Origin of the sequence: Micromonospora sp. NPDC049114, from assembly GCF_040648635.1 — a bacterium.
In the GTDB taxonomy this organism is placed as follows: domain Bacteria; phylum Actinomycetota; class Actinomycetes; order Mycobacteriales; family Micromonosporaceae; genus Micromonospora.
In genome coordinates this window covers 65,299-85,770 of record NZ_JBEZEA010000007.1, presented here as the reverse complement: position 1 = coordinate 85,770, position 20,472 = coordinate 65,299, and the positions used below count along the sequence as shown (strand labels likewise).

General features: G+C 72.2%; 13 protein-coding genes. 3 read left to right on the top strand and 10 right to left on the bottom strand.

Annotated features, from left to right (window positions below):
* Positions 1–8: 8 nt before the first annotated feature.
* Positions 9–1,472: an NADH-quinone oxidoreductase subunit NuoF family protein gene (locus tag AB0B39_RS20785; RefSeq protein ID WP_234584438.1), complete on the bottom strand. Its 1,464-nt coding sequence runs from the start codon at positions 1,470–1,472 to the stop codon at positions 9–11.
* Positions 1,472–3,127, bottom strand: a complete 1,656-nt coding sequence (locus AB0B39_RS20780) for a hypothetical protein (RefSeq protein WP_357575111.1) — start codon at positions 3,125–3,127, stop codon at positions 1,472–1,474. The genes AB0B39_RS20785 and AB0B39_RS20780 overlap by 1 nt, the downstream gene beginning before the upstream one ends.
* Before the next feature lie 268 nt (positions 3,128–3,395).
* On the opposite strand from AB0B39_RS20780, the gene AB0B39_RS20775 reads away from it, so the two are divergent.
* On the top strand, positions 3,396–4,841 hold the full coding sequence (locus tag AB0B39_RS20775) for an alpha-amylase family protein (protein WP_357575110.1): 1,446 nt from the start codon (positions 3,396–3,398) through the stop codon (positions 4,839–4,841).
* Positions 4,842–4,917: 76 nt separating this feature from the next.
* On the top strand, positions 4,918–5,829 hold the full coding sequence (locus AB0B39_RS20770) for a L,D-transpeptidase family protein (RefSeq protein WP_357575109.1): 912 nt from the start codon (positions 4,918–4,920) through the stop codon (positions 5,827–5,829).
* A gap of 10 nt (positions 5,830–5,839) precedes the next feature.
* Here the strand turns inward: AB0B39_RS20770 and AB0B39_RS20765 are convergent, their stop codons facing one another.
* From AB0B39_RS20765 to AB0B39_RS20750, 4 genes are read right to left on the bottom strand one after another with little or no spacing between them, the layout of a single operon-like run.
* Positions 5,840–6,472 (bottom strand): response regulator transcription factor, encoded by a 633-nt coding sequence (locus AB0B39_RS20765; protein ID WP_357575108.1) that lies wholly within the window; start codon positions 6,470–6,472, stop codon positions 5,840–5,842.
* The gene (locus AB0B39_RS20760) at positions 6,469–7,599 is read right to left on the bottom strand and encodes a histidine kinase (RefSeq protein ID WP_357575107.1); all 1,131 of its coding nucleotides are present in this window, start codon (positions 7,597–7,599) and stop codon (positions 6,469–6,471) included. Before AB0B39_RS20760 ends, AB0B39_RS20765 begins: the two co-directional genes overlap by 4 nt.
* Before the next feature lie 26 nt (positions 7,600–7,625).
* Complete coding sequence (locus tag AB0B39_RS20755; RefSeq protein ID WP_357575106.1) at positions 7,626–8,441, bottom strand: ABC transporter permease; 816 nt, start codon at positions 8,439–8,441, stop codon at positions 7,626–7,628.
* A 1-nt stretch (position 8,442) separates the two neighbouring features.
* Positions 8,443–9,342 (bottom strand): ABC transporter ATP-binding protein, encoded by a 900-nt coding sequence (locus tag AB0B39_RS20750; RefSeq protein WP_357575105.1) that lies wholly within the window; start codon positions 9,340–9,342, stop codon positions 8,443–8,445.
* A gap of 182 nt (positions 9,343–9,524) precedes the next feature.
* On the opposite strand from AB0B39_RS20750, the gene AB0B39_RS20745 reads away from it, so the two are divergent.
* A complete protein-coding gene (locus AB0B39_RS20745) occupies positions 9,525–10,379 on the top strand; it encodes an alpha/beta fold hydrolase (protein ID WP_357575104.1) in 855 nt (284 codons plus the stop codon).
* A gap of 43 nt (positions 10,380–10,422) precedes the next feature.
* Here the strand turns inward: AB0B39_RS20745 and AB0B39_RS20740 are convergent, their stop codons facing one another.
* From AB0B39_RS20740 to AB0B39_RS20725, 4 genes are all read right to left on the bottom strand, one after another.
* Positions 10,423–12,486, bottom strand: a complete 2,064-nt coding sequence (locus AB0B39_RS20740) for a DEAD/DEAH box helicase (RefSeq protein ID WP_357575212.1) — start codon at positions 12,484–12,486, stop codon at positions 10,423–10,425.
* A 37-nt stretch (positions 12,487–12,523) separates the two neighbouring features.
* Positions 12,524–13,828: a BREX system ATP-binding protein BrxD gene (gene brxD / locus AB0B39_RS20735; protein ID WP_357575103.1), complete on the bottom strand. Its 1,305-nt coding sequence runs from the start codon at positions 13,826–13,828 to the stop codon at positions 12,524–12,526.
* On the bottom strand, positions 13,825–16,533 hold the full coding sequence (gene pglZ, locus AB0B39_RS20730; protein WP_357575102.1) for a BREX-2 system phosphatase PglZ: 2,709 nt from the start codon (positions 16,531–16,533) through the stop codon (positions 13,825–13,827). The genes brxD and pglZ overlap by 4 nt, the downstream gene beginning before the upstream one ends.
* Positions 16,534–16,612: 79 nt before the next feature.
* Complete coding sequence (locus AB0B39_RS20725; RefSeq protein ID WP_357575101.1) at positions 16,613–20,440, bottom strand: phage resistance protein; 3,828 nt, start codon at positions 20,438–20,440, stop codon at positions 16,613–16,615.
* Between the last annotated feature and the right edge of the window lie 32 nt (positions 20,441–20,472).

Sequence of the window (20,472 nt, the reverse complement as noted above, 5' to 3'; positions counted from 1 at the left end):
GCCCTTTCCTACTCGGCCTTCGCGAGACGCAGGGCGAGTTCCGGGCAGACCTTGACGGCCTTCAGGGCGCCCTCGCGCAGCCAGGTCGGCACGGGTGTGGTCGGGAACGCCGGATAGCCGTTGCCGTCCAGCCGGATGAAGTCCGGCACCACGTGCGCGCAGAGGCCGTGCCCGTCGCAGCGGGACCAGTCCAGGGTGAGCTTCTGCGGGTTGGGGTCGGGTGCGCCGGGCAGCCCCATGACGCCCTTGACCCGCCGGCCGCAGCCGTCGCCGGTGCTGTGCAGCCGCAGGTCCTCGGCGAAGACCTCGATCGCGGAGAGGGCGAACCGCGCCGTGCCGTCCGGGTGGCTGCACGCGCCGCGGCCCTTGACCTCGCCGGCGGCGGCCCGCACCACGTCGGCCGGTTGGCTGCCCGCCACGGCCAGGTCGACAGCGCGGGCCAGGTCCGGCAGGCCCATCTTGCACGGGCCGCACTGGCCGGCGGACTCCCCGGCCAGGTAGCGCACCACCTGGGCGGCCTCGCCGAGCGGACAGGTGTCCACACCGATCGGGACGATGATGCCGGCGCCGAGGGTGCCGCCCACCGCGGCCAGGCCCTTGCGGGAGACCTCGGCCTTCTCCGCGGCCTCCGGGGTGATCCACTTGCCGTGGTAGCCGCCCATCAGGATGCCCTGGACGTCCGGGACCTCGCACAGGTCGAGAACGTCGCGCAGCGGCATGCCCGCCGTGCACTCCACCACCGCCGGCCGGCCCGCCGCGCCGGTCACCGTGAGCAGCACGGTGCCCGGCTCGTCGTCGGTGCCGAGCGCCGCGTACTCGTACGGGCCGAGTCGCGCGCCGACGGCGAGCTGGGCGTACGTCTCGGCGTTGGACAGCAGAGTGGGCAGACCGCCGACGCCCGAGTCGCTGGAGCGCTTCTTGGTGCCCGGAGGGATGTGCGGCAGCCCGTTGATGCCGTTGACCAGAGCACCGCCCTCGCCGGAGATGAACCGGTGCGGCACGGTGACGATTGTTGTCGGCACCGGCATCCGGCGCTCCGCGAGAGCCTCCATCAGCGAGTCCCGGCCGACACCGTCGTCGGCGACGCCGATGACGATCTCCTCGGCGTCCAGCGCGTACGCGGCCAGCGCCGCGCCGTCGAGGATCAGGTGCGGAGCGCGGGTGAGCAGCACCTTGTCCTTCCAGCTGGCCGGCTCGCCCTCGGTGGCGTTGACGACCACCACCGCGGCGAGGTCCTGCCGCTCGCAGGACTCCAGCACGGCGCGCAGCTTGCGGGCGAACGGGAAACCCGCCCCGCCCTTGCCCTTGAGCTGCATGCCCTCGACGAGCCGGAGCAACTGCGCCGGCTCCATCGGACCGATCGGCCCGTGCACCTCCTCGTGCGCGGCCAGGTCGAGCCGGCCGAACTCGGCGAAGCCGGCGGTCAGCCGAGGCTCACCGACGCAGGCCACCGGCGGCACCGTCGTCCGCATCACTTCGCCTCACCCCGCAGCCCGGCCCAGTACGCCCCGTCCACGGCGTCCGCGCTGGCCTTGCGGCGCTTGGCGGACCGGCCCTCGCCGGAGGCCCGTCGGGCCCTCCGCGACGCCAGGTCGACGAGGGTGGGGGTGTCGTCGACGGGCGGCGGCACTTCCTCGGGCACGTACCGCGCCGGCGGGCGCCAGTAGTCCGGCTCCTCGGGCAGGTCATCGTCGACGCTGTGCCGGCCGCTGCCGCTGCGCGGCGCCGCCGAGATCGGGCCGGCCGAGATCGGCTCGGCGGAGACCGGGCCGGCGGAGATCGGCTCGGCAGCCTGCCAGCGGCGCGGGCTGTCCCACGGCTCCTCCGGCTCCTCGACCACCCGGCGGGGCGGCGCGGAGTACCGGGTGCCCTCGTCCTCGGAGCGGGACCGGCGGCTGCCGCGCTCGGCGGCCGGCTCCTCGGCGCGACGGCGTCGGGTCGGGGCGGCCTCCTCGTCCCGGTCCCGGCTGCGCGACGCGCGCCGCCGGGTCACCGGCTCCAACTCCTCCTCGTCGCGGAGACGGGTGCCGGTCTCCTCGACACTGCGCCGGCTCGACCGGCGGGTCGTGGTCTCCGCCTCGTCGCGCCGTCCACGCGTCGGTCGGTCGGCGTCCTGCCGAGCCGCCGGCGCCTCGTCCCGCCGTCGTCGACTGGGCCGGGTCGGCTCGACGAGCGAGCCGGGCTCGGGCACCACCGGAACGGTGAACCGCTCGGGGTCGCGCCGCCGGGGGCCGGCCGGGGCCGTCCAGGTGGCGGTGGTGGCCTCCGCCCAGGCCGGGCGCTTGTCCTCGCTCGTGTCCCGGCGGCGGCTCAGGCCGGCCAGCAGCGAGCGCCCGCGGCTCTCCTCGGTGCCCCGCCCGGCCAGCACCGCGTTGCGCACGGCGGCCTGGTGCTGCTCGCGGCTGCGCCGGCCGATGGTGACCGAGAGCCGGACCAGCAGCGCAAACACGACAAGCAGGACGCAGGCGAGGTAGCTGAGCACCACCCAGGACGCCGCGGCCCGACCGGCGTTGAGGCCGTGCAGGATCGCGAAGGGCCAGGCGAGGTACGCGGCGGAGTGCAGGGCCCGCCAGAGCCACTTCGGACCGACGCCGGCGAAGCGGGCCCGGATGATGCCAGTCCAGATCACGCTGACCATGAGCAGAGCGGCCACCGTGCCGAGGCCGACGTAGAGGCCGCGGCCACCGACGAACGGCACCAGCGAGTCGGTCGCCGCCGCGCGACCGGTAGCGATCTTGGTGAGGACGTGGAAGAACAGTCCGGCCACGCCCAGGACGCCTGTGGCGCGGTGCGCCGACTGCATCAGCACCCGGTGCGAGATGCCCAGCACCAGCCGGTCGGTGGCGAGCAGGCCCAGCATCACGGTGAGACTCAACGACACCAGGGAGATCACCCCGGCGAAGAACTCGGTGAAGAAGAAGCCGTACGCGTACGCCGTCTGACCGGCGCCGGTCAGCATTGTCGCCGCCCAGAGCGCGGCCAGCACGGACGCGATCAGCAACGTCGTCGCCGAGCGCGACCGGGTCCGCACCCCCCGACTGCTGGTGCTGGTCCGGACCTCGGTGGCCTTCTGGTTCTGCTTTGCCCGGGCCATCTGCTCCTCGATCGTCTCGCGGCGGCGTACCACCGGCCGACCCCTGCTCCCCCATCCAGTACGGACCGGCGGGGCGAGCGGATCACCCGGGGACGGAAATTTCTGGGCCGGATCGAACCGACCGACGCCGGGACGCGTGTAGCGGCCACCATGGACAGTGATCACCGTCCATGCATTGACAGTCGTTGCAACACGCTTGTAACCTTTCGGCAAATTTCAGCATGGGTTGCAAGATTCGAGCAACCGATGCAATTCCGCCGCCGCACCACCACCCCCACCCCCGCTCCCGTCAGGAGTCCCGATGCACCGACGTCGACGCGGCTCGGCGATCCTCGCCCTCGGCCTGGTCGCCAGCCTGCTCGTCCCCCTCACCGCGACGGCACCCCCGGCCGCCGCCAGCCCGTCCGGCGCCAAGAAGGTCATCGTCCAGCTCTTCGAGTGGAACTGGCCGTCGGTGGCCAGCGAGTGCCAGAGCACGCTCGGCCCGAAGGGCTACGGCTACGTCCAGGTCTCGCCCCCGCAGGAGCACGTGCGGGGCAACCAGTGGTGGCTGGCGTACCAGCCGGTCAGCTACCGGATCGAGTCCCGCAAGGGCACCCGGGCCCAGTTCCAGTCGATGGTCAACACCTGTCACGCGGCAGGCGTGAAGGTGCTCGTCGACGCCGTCATCAACCACATGTCCGGTCAGGACAACGGCGGCACCGGCTGGGCCGGCTCGTCGTACTCGCACTACGACTACCCGGGCATCTACCAGACCCAGGACTTCCACCACTGCGGGCGCAACGGCGGCGACGACATCGCCAACTACAACGACAGGTACGAGGTGCAGAACTGCGAGCTGGTCAACCTGTCGGACCTCAGGACCGAGTCGGACTACGTCCGGACGAAGATCGCGTCGTACCTCAACGACCTGCTCTCGCTCGGCGTCGACGGTTTCCGGCTGGACGCCAGCAAGCACATGCCGGCCGCCGACATCGCCGCGATCAAGGCCAAGCTGTCCCGCTCGGCGTACCTCGTGCAGGAGGTCATCTACGGCGCCGGCGAGCCGGTCCAGCCGACCGAGTACACCGGCAACGGTGACGTGCACGAGTTCCGCTACGGCAAGGACCTGGCCCGGGTCTTCCGCTCCGAGCGGCTCGCCTACCTGAAGAACTTCGGTGAGGGCTGGGGGCACCTGCCCACCGGGTCGGCCGCGGTGTTCGTGGACAACCACGACACCCAGCGGGACAGCAGCGGGGTGCTGACCTACCGCGACCGGGGGATCTACGCCCTCGCCAACGCCTTCATGCTGGCCTGGCCGTACGGCTCGCCGACCGTCATGTCCAGCTACACCTTCAGCAACCGCGAAGCCGGCCCGCCCTCGGACGGCAACAACAAGACGCTGAACACCGCCTGCTACTCCGGCTGGGAGTGCGAGCATCGCTGGCCGGTGATCGCCAACATGGTCGGCTTCCGCAACGCCACCGAGGGCACGGGCGTGGCCAACTGGTACGACAACGGCAACAACCACATCGCGTTCAGCCGCAGCGGCAAGGGCTTCGTCACCCTCAACGACGAGGACGCCGCCGTGAACGGTCGCTCGTACTACACCGGGCTGCCCGCCGGCCGGTACTGCGACGTCATCCACGGCACGTACGCGGGCGGCACGTGCAGCGGACCGGTGATCACCGTGGACGGTAACGGCTGGTTCGCCGCGAACGTGCCGGCGCACGACGCGGTGGCCATCCACATCGGCGCGCGGGTCTGACCGACCCCGGGGCCTCCGGCCGGCGGGTATCGCCGAACCGGGGGCCCCGGACCGTCCACCGCCATAAAGTGTTTTGGTGCCGTTTGACCGAATGTCCCCGTACCGCCGCCGGGCCGGCTGGATCGCCGCCGGCATCGCCGTACCCGTGCTGCTGGCCGCCGCGCTGCTGGTCGGCCAGGCTCTCACCCCCCGCTCGACGGCCCCCGACAGTCGGAACGTGGCGGCAGCCGACCCGACGCCGAGCAGCGTCGAGCAGCGCCCGCAGGAGTCGGTCCCGCCGGCCGCGCCCGCACCGGACGGTCTGCCGGTGCTCGACTACGACCCCGCGCCCAAGGGTTTTCCCGCCGACCCGGCCACGATGGACGTCACGCCCCTGACCGAGGGCGTGCACCCGACCCGGCGGATCGCCGCGTACGACGCGCCCGGCGGACGGCCGCTGGCCTTCTTCGAACCGGCGCTCGCCGGTGTCGAGCTGACCGTGCCGATCGCCGAACGGCGGGTTGGCTGGACGGCCGTCCTGCTGCCCTCGGCCAACCGGCGCCTGGCCTGGCTGGCGCCGGGCGGGTTCGACACCGTGGCGCTGCGCGACCAGATCGTGGTGGAGCGCAAGGTGCACCGGCTCACCTGGTACCGGGCCGGCAAGGCGATGCGCTCCTGGGAGACGAGCCTCGGCCAGTCCGGGCAGGAGACCCCCCTCGGGCGGACCTTCATCCTGGGCCGCACCCCACCGCCCGAGGAGGTGTACGGCGGAGTGGACATCTACGCCCTCGGCTCGGTCCCCGACGACCCGGAGGCGGTGCCCACCGGACTGCGCGGCGCGCACATCGGCCTGCACACCTGGCACAACGACGACGAACTGGGCGAGAACACGACCAATGGCTGCATCCGGGTCACCCCCAGCGGCCAGCGGAAACTGCTCGCCGAGGTCCGACCCGGCACCAGCCTGGTGGTGGTCGACCAGCTCGCCACCCCACCGTCGACCGCCTGAGCGGGGCCGCTCAGTCGCCGAGCAGCCAGCCGTTCTGCTCGGCGATGCGCACGGCCGCAGCCCGGTTGCGGGCGCCGGTCTTGCCGATCGCCGCGGACAGGTGGTTGCGCACCGTCCCCTCGGACAGGTGCAGCGCCTTCGCCAGCTCGGCGACCGTGCCACCGGCGCGGGCCGCCCGCAGCACCTCGGTCTCCCGCTCGGTCAGCGGGCTCGCCCCGGTGGCCAGGGTCTCCGCCGCCAGCGTCGGGTCGACCACCCGCAGGCCCGCGTGCACCCGACGGACCGCGTCGGCGAGCTGCCGGGCCGGAGTGTCCTTGACCACGAAGCCGTTCGCGCCGGCCTCCATGGCGCGACGCAGGTAGCCGGGCCGACCGAACGTGGTCACCACCAGCACCCGGCAGGCCGGCAGCGCCACCCGCAACGCGGCGGTGGCGGCGATCCCGTCCAGGCCGGGCATCTCCACGTCCAGCAGGGCCACGTCGGGCGGGTGCTTAAGGGCCGCGGGCACCACCTCGTCGCCCCGGCCCACCTCGGCCACCACGGTCAGGTCCGGCTCCAGCGACAGCAGCGCGGCCAGCGCGCCCCGCACCAGCGCCTGGTCGTCGGCGAGCAGCAGCCGGATCGGCGTCGATGAGCCGCTCACCGGGCCTCCGCCGGGGCGTGCACCCGCAGCAGGAAGCCGGTGCCGTCCCGCCGCCGACCCACCGTCACCACGGCATCCAACCGGCGGGCCCGCTCCCGCAGGCCGACCAGCCCGTATCCGGTGGCATCGGGAGTGGCCGGCCCCCGGCCGTCGTCGCCGACCTCGACCCCGTCCGGGCGCACCTGGATCGTGCAGCACCGCGCCCCGCTGTGCCGGACCACATTGGTCACCCCTTCACGCACCGTCCACCCGAACAACCGGTCCCACTCGGACGGCAGCTCCGGCACCTCGGCCGGCACCTGCGCCGCGATGCCCGCCGCGGCGAGGGCGGACCGCGCGCCGGCCAGCTCACCGGCGAGGGTGACCTCGCGGTACGCCCCGACGGTCTGCCGCACATCGGCCAGCGCCGCCCGCGCCAGCTTCTCCACCTCGGCGATCTCGGCGGCCGCCCGGACGGTGTCGACGTCGATCAGCCGCCCGGCCAGCTCGGCCTTGATCGCCACCACGGTCAGCGAGTGCCCGAGAATGTCGTGCAGGTCGCGCGCGGCGCGGGCCCGCTCCTCGGCGACCGCGAGCCGGCCGATCTCCTGCTGCGCGGCCTGCAACTCGCTGTTGCGCTGGGCCAGCCGGGACACGCCGAACATGGCGAACGAGGCGAGCAGCACCGCGAAGACGATGCCGTTCTCCGCCTCCCAGCCCGGCACCAGCCAGGACGCCAGCGCGGGAGTCACGGCGCAGAGCGCCACGGTGGCCGCCGCCTCCCACGGCGGCAGCAGGAACACCCCGGCCGCGGCCACGTAGACCAGGGTCGCCAGCCAGTCGCCGTCGGTGCCCGGGATGCTGGCCAGGCCCACCGCGAGCAGCACCAGCAGGCCCACCCGTGCCCGCCCCGCCGGGATCGGCAGCAGCAGCTGGCGCAGCCGGCGGGCCCACTGGAACAGCAGCACATAGCCCAGGCCGAAGACGACCAGGGCGGTCACCCCGACGATCCGCCGCCACGGCTCGGGCTGCTGCAGCGCGGTGGAGATCGGCACATTGAGGAAGAACAGCCATACGGCGGCCAGCAGCCAGCCGATGTACCGCCAGTGGCGGTTCATCGGCTGGGGCTGCCCCGTCGGGAGGTCCATCGGCTTCACGCTAGCGGTCGCGGCGGTCAGATCCGAGCGGTGTCCCGGCGGAACAGCCGGGCCGCGCCGACGCCGAAAGCCATGGTCCAGAAGGCCATGTTGGCCACCCCGGCCATGCTCACCCCGTCGCCGGTCAGCGGGGCGCGGGCCAGCTCACCCATGCCGTACACCGGGGTGAACTTCGCGGCCTGCTGGAGCACGTGCGGCAGCACCTCGACCGGCACGAACAGCCCGCCGAACATGGCCAGCACGGCCAGGATCGGCCCGATGAACTGCATGACGTTCTCGGCCGGCACCAGGTAGCCGATGAACAGACCGAACGCGGCGAAGACCAGCGAGCCGAGCCACGCGGCGAGCCCGGACAGCAGCCAGACGTCCAGCGGGAGGCGGACGCCGGCCGCCGCGCCCACCACGAACTCGATGACGACCGCGATCAGGCCGAGGGTCATCGCGGTGGCCACCTTCGTCGCCACGTAGGCGGTCGGGCGCAGCGGGGTGAGCCGCAACTGCCGGCTCCAGCCCAACGCCCGCTCGGTGGCCACCGCGCCGCCCGCGCTGGTGGTCGCCACCATCGCCGCGTACACGGCGAGGCTGATCATGACGTACGCCGTCACGGGTCGGCCGTTGTCCAGCGTCTGCCCCCGCTGCGGCAGGCCGAAGATGAGGAAGAAGACAGCCGGCATGATCAGCGTGAAGGCGAGGGTGCGGCGGTTGCGCAGCACCCGGCGCAGTTCGATGCCGAGGACGACCGGGGCGAAGCCGCCCATTGCGGGCAGCCGGCGGTCGGGCTGGGTGGGACGGTCGGTGCGGGTGGCGGCGGGGGTGGCCGGCAGGGTCGACATCTCAGGCTCCGATGTGCTCGGTGGTCAGGGCGAGGAAGGCGTCCTCGAGATTGCGGGAGGTGATCTCCACGTCCCGGGCGGCGGTCCGGGTGAGCAGGTGACGGGCGATCGCGTCCGAGTCGCCGGTACGCACCAGCACGCTGTCGCCGCGGACCTCCACGGCGTCCACGCCGGGCAGCGCGGCGAGCGCGGCCTGGTCCGCGCCGGGCAGGGTGGCTCGCACCGTACGGCCGGCGGCCAGGTTCTTGATCTCCGCGGTGGTGCCGTCGGCGACGATCCGTCCCTGTCGGACCAGCACGATCCGGTCGGCGTACGCGTCCGCCTCGTCCAGGTAGTGGGTGGCGAAGATGACCGTCCTGCCGTCGCGGGCGTCGCGGCGCAGTGCCTGCCAGAAGTCCCGGCGGCCCTCGACGTCCATTCCCGTGGTCGGCTCGTCGAGCACCATCAGGTCCGGGTCGGGCAGCAGGGCCAGCGCGAAACGCAGCCGCTGCTGCTGACCGCCGGAGCACCGCCCCACGATGCGGTCGGCGATGTCGGCGATGCCGGCGCGCTCCAACACCTCGGCGGCCGGGCGGGTGTGCCGGTAGAAGTGGGCGGTCATCCGCACGGTCTCGCCGACGGTGAGGTCCTTGAGCAGCCCGCCGGTCTGGAGTACGGCGGCGATCCGACCCCGGGCCACCGCGTCGTCGGCGGTGCCGCCCAGGACGCGGACCGTGCCCGCGTCCGGGCGGGCCAGGCCGAGCAGCATGTCGATGGTGGTGGTCTTGCCCGCCCCGTTGGGGCCGAGGAACGCCACCACCTCGCCGGGCTGCACCCGCAGGCTCAGCCCGTCGACCGCGGTGACCGTACCGAAGGTCTTGGTGAGGCCGTTCAGCTCGACGGCCGGATGCGTACTGGTCATGCCATAGATGCTCGGGCGTCGCGGACGTCGGCTCCCGGAGCAGCCGTCACGTTCCGGCCGTGACATTTGTCAGGGGCCATGCGCCGCACCCACCGACCCCGTGTGCGCGCCGCAGTGGGAGGAATTCCCGGCGCGGCAGCGGGTAAGCGCGCGGCCGGACGCCGCGACACCGGGAGGACGCGATGGGTGCCACGCCGCAGGGCCGGGTCGACACGGTCGTGCTGATCCACGGACTCTGGATGACCTCGCGCAGCTGGCAGGGGTGGATCGAGCGGTTCACCGAGCGCGGGATGCACGTCATCGCCCCCGCCTGGCCCGGGATGGACCGGTCCGTGGAGCAGTTGCGCGACGACCCCGGCCCGATCGCCGAGCAGAGCATGGCCACGATCGTCGCCCACTACGACCGGATCATCCGGGCCCTGCCCCGACCGCCGATCATCATGGGGCACTCGTTCGGCGGCCTGTTCGCCCAGGTCCTCGCCGACCGGGGCCTCGGCGCGGCGGTGGTGGGGGTGCATCCGGCTGCGATCAAGGGGGTGCTCAAGGTGCCGCTGAGTCAGCTGCGCTCCGGCTTCCCGATCCTGCGCAGTCCCGCCAACCGGAGCAAAGCTGTCCCGTTCACCCCGGACGACTTCGCCTACACGTTCGGCAACACGATGAGCCGGGAGGACTCCGACCGGGCCTGGCAGCGCTACGCCGTTCCGGGCGCCGGTCGGGTGTTCTTCGAGGGCGCCTTCGCCAACCTCGACCCGCGCTCACCCGCCCGCGTCGACACCGGACGCGACGACCGCGCGCCGCTGCTGTTGATGGCGGGCGGAGAGGACCACGTGGTGCCGGCGTCGGTGGTCCGCACCAACGCGGGGCTCTACCAGAAGTCCCGGGCGCTCACCGCGTACGAGGAGTTCCCCGGCCGGTCGCACTTCACCGTCGGGGCGCCCGGCTGGGAGGAGGTCGCCGACTACGCCCTGGACTGGGCGCTGCGCGCGGCGGCGCTGCCCCGGGAGGCGACGATCGCCAGCGAGGCCCCCCGCCGTTGAACGGCCATCGCCGATCCTCACGAAGGAACTAGTGCATTCAGTGCTAAAGGACGACGAACCGCACAGGTTCGTCCAGCACCACGGCAGCGCCGTCCAGGTCGGCCAGGCGCGTCGCGAGCGTCGCCGCGGCCAACCGTTTTGGCAGGGCCGCGCCGAACTTGAGACCATCCAGGGCCTTGTCGTTGACCTCTGGCAGGCACAGTCGGGTGGCGGCGTCCGCGGTGAGTGCCCGCCAGGTCGCAGGTGTGACATCTTCCCGCAGTCGGATGCTGTTGCCGTCGAAACGCTCCACCGGATCGACGACTTCGCCGAGCGTGGCGGTCAACGTGGCATTCGTGCGGAAACCCGCCCAGGTCCACCAGCGCAGGTCGCCGCCGCCCTCGCGGGCGATGACAGTCCCACCGGGATGCACCAGGTGTAGTTTTTCCTCGCGCTCCCGCGCTAGGCGAGTCAGCGCGCGACGGGTGAGGGCCACCGGCGGGTCCGCTCCTAGCAACACCTCACGGACCGCCCGCGTGATCTCGTGACCCCGGTACGCCCAGCCGGTGCCCGTCCAGCGAGCACGTCCGCCGCCGTCTGCGGGCTCGACGAAACACCGCCGACGACGCCAGTCGATGTACGTAACGCGCCAACTCCGGCCGCTCAACAGCAGGCGGCGTTCGCCCCGGACCTCCTCGGTGAGCAGGCTGGGATCGATCCGACCCAGCTCGCTACGGCCCAGGAGGACGGTGAACTCGGGCGGCCCGGTGAAGACGGCCGTCATCTCCATGAAGTGGCGACGGCCAAACCGCTCCTCGGCGGTGGGACCGATGAAGAGCATGCCCTCGTCCTGCTCCAGATAGCCGTGCTCGACGAGGTGTCGAACGATCGGTCGGGCGCTCTTCTCAAAGGGCGGCAGCTCGTTCCAGGCCTGGATCCAGGTTTCCGCACCGATCCGACCCTCCTGAAGGCAGAGCGCGAGCACCTGTTGAGCGACGATGTGCCGAGGTTCCGGCGGTGCGGTGACCGGCTCCACCCAACCTCGTGACCAGAGCAGGAGCAGCGCGGCCGCCTCCACGAGCGGCTGGCCACCGAGCGTCAGAAACAGGCAGTTCCGGCTGCTTCCCGGACGGCGACCGGTGCGCCCGAGCCGCTGCAGGAAGGACGCCACGGTAGCCGGCGCGTCGATCTGGATCACGCGGTCCAGGTCGCCGACGTCGATGCCGAGTTCGAGTGTGCTGGTGGAAACGATGACGCAGTCTCGTGACTCACCAAACGCCTGTTCCGCGCGGCGCCGCTCGTCCACGGACAGCGACGCATGCGACAGGAAGGTGGTAACGCCCTGCTCCCGTAGCAGTTGTCCGAGTTCCTCGACTGTCTGCCGGGATTCGCAGAAGACCAGCCGCTTTTCGCCCGGATGCAGGGCGGCGATCACGGCTGCGGCGTTGGTGAGCGAGCCGACGTAGTCCAGCTCGATCTCGCCCGCTGGTGCGCCACCCGCGATATGGACCACCTCGGGTGCGACGACCTCGGCCGGCCGGCTACCCGCGCCGGAGCCCTGGAGCCAGGTGAGCAGATGGTCGGGGTTCCCGACGGTGGCGGAGAGGCCGATCCGCTGCAGCGGCCGACCAGCCACCCGGGTCAAACGTTCCAAGACGGCGAGCAGGTGCCAACCTCGGTCATCTCCCGCAAAGGCGTGCGCCTCGTCAACGACCACTGCTTGAAGACCGGCGAAGAACTGGCGGTGGTCGACGTTGGCGCTGACCAGCATGGCTTCCAGTGACTCAGGTGTGGTCAGCAGGATGTCCGGCCGCTCGAAGAGTACGGCCCGCCGCCGCGAAGCGCCGATGTCCCCGTGCCAGAGGGCCACCCGCCGCCCGAGCCAACCGGCGTACTGCTCCAGCCGAGGCTCCAGGTTGTTGAGCAGCGCCTTCAGCGGGGCGAGGTAGAGCACCGACGTACCGGTCCACTGGTGCGCGGCCATCCGGGACAGCAGTGGGAACAGTGCGGCCTCCGTCTTGCCGCCCGCCGTCGGGGCGAGCAGGAGGGCATCCCGACCGCCCTGCACCGGGGCGATCGCAGCACGCTGCAGTGGGCGCAGGTCTCGCCAGCCCAGAGTGTTGACCACGTGGTGCACCACGACCGGGTCAAGATCCGGCAACACGTCAGAGCGTCAGTTCGATGTCGTCGGCGCGAGCGGCGGCGTTGCGTTCGACCTCGGTCAGCTCGTCGGCCCGCAGGGTCAGTGCGTAGTGCCGCCGCGGCTCCCAGTCGGCGAACTGGTCCACACGGTCGAAGACGTCCGCGACGAGCTTCTTCAGATAGACGCGGGGTGCCACCCCGACCTGACCGCCGAGCGCGCCGGTGACGGCACGGGCCAGTGTGGCGAGGTAGTCGTCATCCACCCGAGCGTCGACCTGTGCGCTGCCGTAGATGTCTCGGACCCGGCTGCCGAGTTCAACCAGTGCGTCGACAGCGAACCCGGATAGCCGCAGTTGGGTGGCTCGCGGGTTGTCCCAGCGCGGGTCGGGGCCGAGGTCGGTGGCGAGACGTTGCGCGAGCGGCGCGAGCCGCTGGACGCCCTGCGGGCCGTCGAAGAACGCGGGCGTCCCCGTGATCACCAGCAGGAGTCCAGGAAACCGGTCCGCGTGAACCTCGTCGATGAGCTGTCGAAGGGCGTTCAGTGCCTTGTCCCGCGCATCAGAGCGCACCCGCTGCAGCGTCTCAACCTCGTCCAGCACCAGTAGCAGCCCCTGATGCCCGCTGTCGCGCAGTACGGTAAGCAATCCTTGCAGGAAGCTAAGCGCGCCGTAATGGTCAAGGTCGCCCTTGACCCCGGCTGCCCGCCGCGCGGACGCGGCGACGTGCGGCTGCCCACCCAACCAGGCTGCCAGGCCGTCGGCGGTGAGGTGGTCACCGCTGGCGCTGGCGGCTCGGTAACCGCGCAGGGCTGCGGCGAAGCCCGGGGTGCTCCGCGAGATGTCGCCCAGCCGGCGTTCCAGAAGCTCGCCGACGGCCCGGTCCAGCGCCTCGGCATCGTCCTCGGTGACCGCGCCGCCGGCGAGAACGTCCTCTTCGAGCGCAAAGATCCAGCCATCGAGTACGGGTCGGAAGGCGCTTGGGGCGAACTGCTCGGTGCTGAGGTGTTCGACCAGCCGCCGGTAGACGGTCTCCATCCGATGCAGTGGTGTTTCCAGCTCGGAGATCTGCACCTCCGCGGCGGCGAAGCCCCGCCGCTTGGCGCGTTCGGCCAGCCACCGCGTGAAGAACGTCTTGCCGGCCCCATATTCGCCGCGCACGGCCTTGAAGACGCTCCCGCCGCTGGCGACCCGTTCCAGGTCGTCGTCTAGCGCGGCGGTGAACCGGTCCAGCCCGACCGCGAGCGCGTCGAGTCCGTTGCTCGGGACTACCCCGCGCCGCAGCGCGTCGACGATGTCCCGGCGGCGGCGGGCCGACAATTCCACGGTCACCGCGGCTCCAGCTCGAACTGCTCGATCAGCAACGCGCGGTTGAGGTGAACGGTGCGGCCGTCCGCGTCGAGGGTGAGCACGGGATATCCCTCGACCTGAAGGAGCCGACGCAACGCTGTGATCGTGCCGTTGATCCGGTGCGCCGGTACGCCGGACCGGGCGGCGAGGGTGTCGAGGGTCGCCCGGTCACCGCCGGCGATCAGCGTGTTCAGCAGCGCGGCGACCCGTTCGTCGGCCAGGGGCAGCCGGGGGTCGCGCCGTTGGGCGTAGCGCTCACTGGAGAGCAGGGCTGCCACGAGGTCGGGCGCGGTGGGGACGGGCTGCGGTGCGGCGGTCGGCGCGACGACGGCCGGCATCAGGTCGAAGAGACCGTCGGTCTGCTGCTCGACGGATTTGCGCGGGCGACGCCGGGTTGCCGGCGCGGGGTCGGCCGGCGGGGGCGTGCTCTCCGTCAACGGTTCCCGCCACCAGTCCGGGCTGGCCACCGGCGCACCGGCCCAGCCGGGCACGGCGAGGTCGTCACCGGCGCTCAGCACGAGCAGTGGGATGACGGCTTCCGCCGGCGCCGCCCCGCCGTGGTAGCCCGCCTTGCGCGGCCCGTACCGCACCTCTTCCCGCCAGGGCAGGACGACGGATCCGCCGCCGAGCGCCACCCGGCTGCCGGCGACGGCCACTTCGGCGTCGCCGGGCGGGTCGGTGGGAGGTCGCCACCGGTTCTCACCGCTGGCGCTGGGCAGGGTGACCGACTCGGGGCCACGGTCCACGACGTGGCCGTGGTCGGAAACGACGATCACCACCCGATCGGCCGCGGAGGCCAACAGGTCGCCGACTGCGGTGATGGTGTCGTCGCCCCAGACGGTGGTACCCGGGTCGCTGCGGTCCAGAGCATCGTCGATCGTGTTGATTACGGCGGCGACCAGGGGGATCGATGGGTCGTCGAGGGCAGCCAGCACGTCCGGGTCCAGGGCTGCTCCAGCTCCGGCCCGCAACGCCGACTTGTGCAGCAGCCGCCCGGCGGCGAACCGTTGCTGGAACGCCTTCCGCTCGGCCTGCTGACCGCCGGCCGCGATGCGCCCGCTCAGCAGGCTGCACCGGCTGGCCTCGGTGACGGTGGGCAGAGCCGCCAGCACACCCGTGCGCGGGCCTCCATCGGGGGTGAGTTCCACCCAGGCGCCGTTGCGGGTGACGGACTCGGCCAGCTCGGTGGCGGCGGCGACACCCATGCCGTCCATGACGAGCAGCAGCACCCGGCGACCGGTGTCGAGGATCGGCTGGACCACCCGGTCGAGCACGTCTTCGACGCGCAGTAGCGCACCGGGCTGCGTCTCGGCGCTGGTGGCTGCGGCAAGCAGCGCGGCGAACTGCTGGTCGTGCCGAGAGCGGCGGGCGTCAACAGCCCGGTGCAGCAGACGGTACGCCTCGGCGACCTGTGAGTCGGGGTCCCCGGCGAAGATATCGAGTCGGGCCCGGTCGACCCAGCCGTCCTGCCGGACCTGCCGGTGCAGCGCGTCGAGCAGGGTGGCCGGTGGCCGGCCGTCGGTGGTGTGCAGCCAGCGCAGCAGGCGGACGGCCATCCGGGCGGTCTCGACCCGGCGCAGCTCGGCGGCCCGGTGCTCCTCGACCGTGGCGAGGGCCGACTGTGCCCGTGCCACCGCCGCCGGGTGCGCCGACCCGCCGGCCGGCACGGCGAGTCGTACTGCGTCGGCGAAGGCCCGCAGCCGCTGGACGAATCCGCTGGGCAGGACGGTCGAGGCGCCGAGCATGGCCGTGATGCCGATCTCGGCGGCGATCGCCTCGGCCCGGCGCAGCATCCGCATCGCCTCGTCCCGGCCGTTGTCACCCGACTCGACAGTCCGGTAGACCCACGCCTCGGCCGCCTGGTGCAGCGACTCGGCCTGCTGCGGGCTGGGCCGGAGCCCACCGAATCGGGGCTCCAGTCGGGTACGACCGACAGCCGCCTCCACCTGGACGGCGCCACCGCTGCCGGCGCTCCAGAGCAGCCCGGCCAGTAGCCCCAGCGGGATGACGTCGACGCCGTGTCCGGCGCGTACGGCGGCCATCATCGGGACGGCGGCATGGCCGGCGGTCCCGGTCAGGTACGCGGTGATGCCGTCGGCGACGGCCTCCGGCAGCTGGGTGAAGCGCAGTTGCCGCCGCGCATCGGTGCTCCACTGCACCAGGCCGCTGTCGTCGAGTTCGGCGGGTGGCAGGTCGAGCAGTTCCGAGGTGAGGCTGCGCAGCGCGTGGTCGCGGGTGAGGATCGCGCCGGGCGGGGCGGGCCACCCGTCGGCCGGAGCGTGATCGGTGAGCGCGTTGGCTACCCAGCGTCCGACCCGGACCAGGGTCGGGTCGAGGGCGGCCACCCCGCCGAACATCTGCCGGACCAGGTCCCACGGATCGATCTTGCGAACGGTCTGCTTGCTGAGGTGGGCGAGGAGGCCGTCGCCCAGCTCGCTGTCGGTCAGCTCGGTCAACAGCACCAGCCGTTCGCCGTCGGCCCGGTCGTGCAGGGCGGCGCGGGCGGCCAGCGGAGTGGGACACGGGACGACCCGGACCCGACAGCCGTTGATGCTGAGCACCGTTTCGGCCGGCCCGTCGGGGCGGGCCGTCAGCGCGATAGCGTCCGCCGGATCTCCCTCGGCCAGCCACGCCTCGACCTTGCGTCGGATCGCGTCGGGCTGGGCCACGCCGACCGGCACGCTCACGATGCCACCTCAGGACGACCGGCCACGGATCCCGCCGCGCCGGCTCCCTGGTGGGCGAGGCGGCCGACCGCCGAGCCGGTCACCGGATCTCCCAGGTGACCGTGACCCGCCGCCCGGCGGTGACCGCAGCCGCGATCTCGGCGGCGACCTTCTCCCAGGTCTCCACGTCAGCGACCTCGCGATGCTGCTGGGCGACCGCGATCGGCCCGGCGCCACCGGGCAGCGCAACCGGCCCCGAATCGCCTGGCCCCTCGATCTCAGCCGTACGACCCGGTCCGGCGCCGCCACCATTCGCGGGCACCTCGACAGGGTCGGACTCGCGGGGCTGCTGCCCCGGCACCGTGACGGTGGGGATCGTCCCCCCGCCGTTCGGCGTACCGCCGGGGTTGTTGTCTGTGCGGCCCTGCGGCGGGTTGGTGGCGAGCAGCGCCGCCGACGCGTCGACTGCCGTCTGGAGGGCGTCCACCAGGTCCTGCCCGTGTTGCTGGTGTCGGGCGACCTCCCGGAGCTGCCCGATGATTGCCTGCGCCTGCTCGTCCTGGACGGCCCGGGCCGAGATCGCCTGGAGCAGGGACCATTGGTGGCCACGGGCCATGGCGGCGACGATGGCTCCCGCCTGGCTGAGCAGCTCTCCTATGGCCTGGTCGTCGACGTCGCCCAGGTCGGCACGGGCAACCGTCTCGATGAGCACCACGTCGTCGCGCTCGGCGGCCAGCTCGGTCACGAGTCGGGCCGCGCGGCGAGCGGTGGCGAGCCGGCCCGTCGGGGCCGAGGTGTCCAGGCCCAGCACATCGGCGTGGGCTTCCAGCGCCTGGACGAGGTCGCCGACCGCTTTCGTGCGCGTGCTCGCCGCCGTGCGCAGCGTTCCGGCGAGTTCACCGAGGTTGGCCGGTGTCCGCCAGACGGGCAGCACACCCCCGAAGATCGCCGAACCCCGGCGGACCGCGTCTGCCCACGCCTGCTCGTCGGGCATCGGCGGGTGGCGCAGCTCCAGCTCGTCGCGCACGAGGGCGAGGTTGCCCACGTCGACCTTGCCGCCGTGCTGGTACCAGGCGAGCTGCTGCTCCAGCCCGAAAACGACGATGATCAGGTTTTGCAGCTCCCGGTCGAAGCCGAACGCGGCGGGCTCGTCGATGAGCCGGCGCAGCACGTGCACCGGGAAGTGGTCGGTGTAGCCCTCGTTGGCGGCGGCTTGCAGCAGGTGTTGGCTCCACCGGCAGGTGCTCGTGTTGAGCACGTAGCGGCCTTCGATCAGCTCGCCGAGCCGCAGGTTGTTGCAGACGCGGCGGAGGATGCGCTGGTCGACCGGGTTGGGCACGCTGATGCCGCGGGCGGGGTCGGCGGCGGCCAGCCGGGCGTACTCCAGGATCTTGGTCATCTCGCTGCGGGTGACGGGCTTCTCGTCGTCCGGCATGGCGGGCCGGCCCGGGTAGGACCAGGCGAGGAGTTCGCCGGTGAGGTTGTGGAACGCCTCGGCGAGGGTGCCGCCTCGGGGGTCGCCGACGTGCAGGCCGTCGGCGAGGGTGTGGAACACCCCGATGCTGTCGTCCTGCACGTCGGACCCGCGCGACGTGGCCGACCCGTACGCCTGCATCATGGCGCTGATCAGCGTGCCGCGCAGTTGGGTCTGGCGCTGCTGGAGGTAGACCCGGCCCTGCTGCCGGTCGGCGAGGGGCCAGTCGGCGGCCAGCGCGTTGAGCCGGTCGCCGGTGCCGTTGCCCAGTAGGTAGTTGATCCTCGCGAGCTGGCCGACCTTGCCCATGAGCTCGTCGGTCAGAAAGTAGGGCAGCCAGAAGACCGTCCGAGAGCCGCGTTCCAGGCGCTCGATCCGGGCGCGGTCCGCGCTGCGCTCGTAACCCTGCGGGTCGAACGGATAGTCGATGATGATGCGCCACGCCTCCCCGGTGGCGATAAGCGCGGAGACCGGCATGGTGTCGGGGTCGCGGACGTTGCCGAACTTGACCTGGACGGTGTGCCGCCGGCCGCGCCAGTCGCGGGAGTGCAGCAACTCGCCGAGCTGCCCCTCGGCGCCGGCGATGCCCATCTCCGCGGTGACCAGTTCCCGGATGAGCTGCTGCCGGACGCCGGTGGTGGTGGCCTCGTCCTCGGGGACCAGGTCGAGCAGCTTGTCGTAGTCGACGGTGTGCAGCTTGAGCGACACCACCGGGTCGGGGGTCTTGGTGAGGTGCAGCTCGCCGGCACCGTCGGCGACCCGGTTGAGCCGGTTGAGCACGATCTGCCGCTCGTAGCCAGGGATCGGCGAGGTGATCGAGCCGAAGTTCAGCGCGTGCAGCTTGGCGGCGGTGAGGTTGTGCAGGGCCGGCACTTCGGGGACCAGCGCGCCGAGCAGCACCGTCTTGACCAGCTTGTCGTCGAGCTGGAACTGCTGGTGGTCAGCCGCCTGCTCCTCGGTGATGCCGTTGAGGTTGAGCAGGATGGGACGCAGCTTCTGGGTGTAGAGGGTGCGGGCGGCCTGGAAGAGCTGCTTGAGTTTGGGCCGGTCGGGCAGCTCGCCGTGCAGCACCAGAGGGTCGAAGAGGGCGGCCACCCCGATCAGGTCGTTGACCCGCAGGGTGTCCCGCCGGTCGACGAGCAGCTCGGTCATCACCTTCAGCGCGGTGCGTTCCCGCTGCAACGCCTGAGAGAGGGCCACCAGGGTGGCGACCAGCGCGGGCGAGAACGGGTAGAGCTTGCGGAAGGCGGCGGCGTCGGAGCCGATGCCGGCGTCGCCGTACTGGGCGCCGAGCAGCAGGGCGTCCCAGACCTCCCGGTTGCCCTTCACGGCGGCGAACGCGTTGTCGATGACCGCCCGGCCCTCTTCGGTGAGTGGCTTGAGCAGCCGCTTCTCGGTGATCTCGGGCAGGTTGGTGTCGGCGAGGGCGATCTCGCCGAACCGGCCCTGGACGCTGCGCATGACGTGCGCGAGGGCCTCGCGCTCGGTGCCGCCGACCTGGGGGCCGAGGAAGTCCTCCAGGTTGCGCTGCCGGGCCACGAACGAGATCAGCGGCAGTGGCCGGGTGGCGTCGGCCGATTCGACGAGCTTGTTGAGCTTTGCGCCCTCCGTGTTGACGAAGGTGTGGTCGCTGATCTTCGTGGAGAGCCAGAGGATCAGCTCGTCGAGGAAGAGCACCAGGGCGTCGTACCCGAGGGCCTTGGCGTGCCGGGTGATCACGGCGAGGCCGGTGTCGAGATCGAGATACTCACCGCTGCGGACCGCGCCGGTGAAGAACGTGCTGGTCAGCGCGCTGACCAGCCGGTCCCGCTGCTCGGTGCCGGGTACCGCCGCCGCAGCGGCGGCGTAGCTCTGCGGGGTCCAGCCGTCGGCCTGGGCGCGCAGCGCGGCGAGTGAGAGGCCACCGCCGGCCGCGGGTGCGCCGCCACCGTCGCGCAGCGCCGCGAAGAAGGCGTCGTCGCCCATCCGCTCGCGCAGCCGTGCGGCGTCGTCGAGCATCGCGTCCGACCGATGTACGGCGGGGACGGGCGCCTCCGGGTGCAGCGCGGTGATCTGGTTGAGGTAGCCCTCCAGAACGGCCTGCTCGACGGAGCGCGCGTCGAGCATGTGGAAGGTGAGGGTGAGCAGCTTGCGGTCGCGCAGCCAGGGGTCGGCGGCGAGGACCGGCTCTGCCAAGCCGCGCACCTCGCGGGCCTCCGGGTTGTGCTGGAGGATCTCCCGTAGCACCGCCATGAAGTGCGACTTGCCGGAGCCGAACGAACCGTGCAGGAACATCGCCTGGGAGCGCCCGGTGGTGACGGCGTGCCCGATCCGGCGCAGCGCCTCGGCGAAGTTGTCCCGGAGCTGGTCGGTGACCACGTAGCGGCGCAGGTCTGCGCCCTCGGCGGCGCGGACGACGAAGTCACCGTCGCCGACCGAGGTCGGAATTTCGATCACGTCCCGTAGCAGGGTCATCACCGCTCCTCGCACTTGCGCCCCGTGAGGCC

Coding starts and splice junctions, on each gene's coding strand:
- AB0B39_RS20785 (WP_234584438.1), bottom strand. CDS start 1,472: ATGCGGACGACGGTGCCGCCGGTGGCCTGCGTCGGTGAGCCTCGGCTG.
- AB0B39_RS20755 (WP_357575106.1), bottom strand. CDS start 8,441: ATGTCGACCCTGCCGGCCACCCCCGCCGCCACCCGCACCGACCGTCCC.
- AB0B39_RS20745 (WP_357575104.1), top strand. CDS start 9,525: ATGGGTGCCACGCCGCAGGGCCGGGTCGACACGGTCGTGCTGATCCAC.
- AB0B39_RS20750 (WP_357575105.1), bottom strand. CDS start 9,342: ATGACCAGTACGCATCCGGCCGTCGAGCTGAACGGCCTCACCAAGACC.
- AB0B39_RS20725 (WP_357575101.1), bottom strand. CDS start 20,440: ATGACCCTGCTACGGGACGTGATCGAAATTCCGACCTCGGTCGGCGAC.
- AB0B39_RS20775 (WP_357575110.1), top strand. CDS start 3,396: ATGCACCGACGTCGACGCGGCTCGGCGATCCTCGCCCTCGGCCTGGTC.
- AB0B39_RS20760 (WP_357575107.1), bottom strand. CDS start 7,599: ATGGACCTCCCGACGGGGCAGCCCCAGCCGATGAACCGCCACTGGCGG.